The organism is Streptomyces sp. NPDC101166 (assembly GCF_044768125.1).
Classification (GTDB): Bacteria; Actinomycetota; Actinomycetes; order Streptomycetales; family Streptomycetaceae; genus Streptomyces.
In genome coordinates, this window is record NZ_JBIWPF010000256.1 from 1 (window position 1) to 1139 (window position 1139).

The following is a 1139-nucleotide window of genomic DNA, read 5'->3' on the forward strand; positions in this document are numbered from 1 at the left end:
ACTTACCGCGCGTTAGCCGAAAGTTGGCTCAGCAACGTCGGGTCACTCGACGCACCCGGGACGGTGGGTATAGGCAGGGGAACCGTCCCGAGTTCGGTACGCGGGTCCGGGGGGAGAGACTCGCGGGCCGATGTCGCATTGACCCGAAAGTCACTGATCGTTTGCCGTTCATCACGATACAGAGCGGGCGAACTGGACGGAATACTTTTCGAGGAACTTTTTAGGTTTTATTTGACCGCCCCTCGCGACGCGCCGCCGGACCAGCGCCGGAGCCGGCGCAGGGGCGGAGTACCCACGCCGCATCCGGATAATCCGGACACGAAAAAAGGGCCCGATCCCCGAAACCGCGGGAGGGCCCTTCCGCATCGCTCGGCACCTGTTCAGTTGCCGAAAGATGGCGCTCGCGTGGCTACTTGGCAGAAAGACTCGCGGAGCCGGTAGCCAGCAGCTTGAACAGGGTCTGAGAAAGAACATCCGAAAGGAAGTTCGCCATGGTGGTGCTCCGATCCGAACGATTGCCAGTGCCGTCACTGACTGTTTGCCATCGCGACGATACCGAGCCGATACCCCCGGAGGGAAGATTACGGATGAACTTTCTAGAACCAACCCGATAGAGCACTAGATTACGCGGGCACCTCGGGCTCTCCCAAGGTGAGCATCAGACGGTTGGCCCACGAGAACGAGGCCGCCGACAACACCAGATCATGCAGCTCCGAGGCGTCGAAACCCAACTGCCGCAAGCGGTTCAGATGGCCGGCGGTGGCGCGGGGCGGATTGGCGGCGAGGGCGTCCACGAAATCGATTACCGCGTCCCATCTTTCGTCGATGCGCACGTCGTTGCCTTCGTCCAGCAACCGCTGAACATCCCCGTGCCGCTTGGACAACGCAGATGTGAAACGTGAATGAACGGAGGCGCAGTACTCGCACCCATTGTGCCGGGAGGTAACGGTCGCCGCGAGTTCGCGCTCCGCGCGGGTCAGCCCCCCTCGACCGTAGAAGATCTCTTTGTCGTTGCCACTGCGATGGGCCAGCACCTCCGGGTTGCGCGCGAGTAGCCGGAAGTACGGCCCGATCCCGCGATCACCCTCCAGCAGGGGTTTCTGCAACTCATCGGCATCGGCCAGCCGGATGGGTTCCAC

The 1139-nt window shown here is 62.2% G+C and carries 1 protein-coding gene; it reads right to left on the bottom strand.

The window, feature by feature from the left end; all coding sequences use genetic code 11:
- Nucleotides 1-623: 623 nt before the first annotated feature.
- A partial coding sequence (locus tag ACIRS4_RS38185; RefSeq protein WP_404204870.1) for a peroxidase-related enzyme occupies nucleotides 624-1139 on the bottom strand: 516 nt, incomplete at its 5' end.